The organism is Streptomyces sp. BE303 (assembly GCF_036290945.1).
GTDB lineage: Bacteria > Actinomycetota > Actinomycetes > Streptomycetales > Streptomycetaceae > Kitasatospora.
Genome location: NZ_JAQYWZ010000939.1, coordinates 1 through 1,271 on the forward strand (window position 1 = coordinate 1; position 1,271 = coordinate 1,271).

Consider the following 1,271-nt stretch of genomic DNA (forward strand, 5'->3'; position numbering starts at 1 on the left):
ACTGCCCGGTCGCGGCGTTGTACATCACCTTGGGGCGCTCGATGTTCGCGCCGGCGAGCTCCGGGTCCGTCGCCTGGGTGAGCACGTGGCGGCGGAACTCCCACGTCTTCAGGTCCGTCGAGCGGTAGGCGGAGACGTAGCCGAACGAGTTGTCGGCGTTGCGGTTCTCGCCGAACCAGTAGTAGTACCGACCGACCTTGATCACACCGCCGCCGTGGGCGTGCAGCGGATTGCCCGCGGTGTCCGCGAACTGGGTCCCGTTGACGACCGTCACGGCGGCCGCCTCGGCCTGCCCGGCGCCCTGGACCAGGGAGACGCACAGGGCCAGGACGGCACCGCCGACAGCCGTTCTCAAACGCAGCATTCTTACTCGTCCTTCGTTGGCGATGCGCCCGCGGACCGCCTGCGGGCACGGCGACACGTCCGGCCGGTGGGGCCGACTGCACGCCGGTGGCCGCGCCGGTATCCCGCCGCCCGTGTCCCGGGCGGGGTGGGGGGAAGCGGTCGCGGGCGCATCATGGGTGGGGGGTGACCCGACAGCCGGCGCCAGCACGTCCGTTGCTGATGTTCGCGCAAACAATCGGGGTGATGGAGAGTTTCGAAGTGCCGTTCGGTTGTGTCAAGGGTTCTGTCCGATTCACCGGCGGACGGGCCGAACCGGGCGGGAATCATGCACCGCGGGCATACGTACCACCACGCATCGTCATTACCAGGCGGGTGTTGACCCCGGCCCGCACACCAAAGCACAACGCCTCTCACCCTCCCTTGGATTGAGTGTTGTTTTATGTTCAATACCGGCGGGGAATTACGGCACCGACCGCTCGTACGCACCCCTATCCTGTGAGTCATGGTGCTTTCATGCGCCGACCGTGGTAGCCGCCGGCCGCGGCGTGAAAAGTCGGAGTGAGATCGTGGAGGACACGGGGCTGCTGGCACCCCAGCGAAGGGCGCTCATCCTCGACCGCGTGCGTCGCGACGGAGCGGTACGGGTGGCGGAGCTCGCCGACCGGTTCGGCGTCTCCGACATGACCGTACGTCGGGACCTGGAAGCCCTGGCCCGCACCGGCGCGATCGAGAAGACCTACGGCGGAGCCGTCGTCAGCACCCTCGTCGAGGAACCCGACTTCGAGGCCAAGTCCCAGCTGGAACCCTCCGCCAAGGAGGCCCTGGCGAGCGCCGCCGCCGCACTCGTCGAACCCGGAAGCGTCGTCGCCGTCGGAGCGGGGACCACCGCCTTCGCCGTCGCCCGGCAACTCCTCGACATCCCCGGC

General features: G+C 68.7%; 1 protein-coding gene and 1 pseudogene. One reads left to right on the forward strand and one right to left on the reverse strand.

Annotation, left to right across the window (positions count from 1 at the left end):
* Window positions 1-364 (reverse strand): annotated as a pseudogene (locus PUR56_RS38830) (beta-xylosidase); the annotation flags it as partial.
* 544 nt (window positions 365-908) lie between these two features.
* Between PUR56_RS38830 and PUR56_RS38835 the strand changes: the two are divergent.
* Window positions 909-1,271 (forward strand): DeoR family transcriptional regulator (locus PUR56_RS38835; RefSeq protein ID WP_329952438.1); only part of this gene is annotated, 363 nt, incomplete at its 3' end.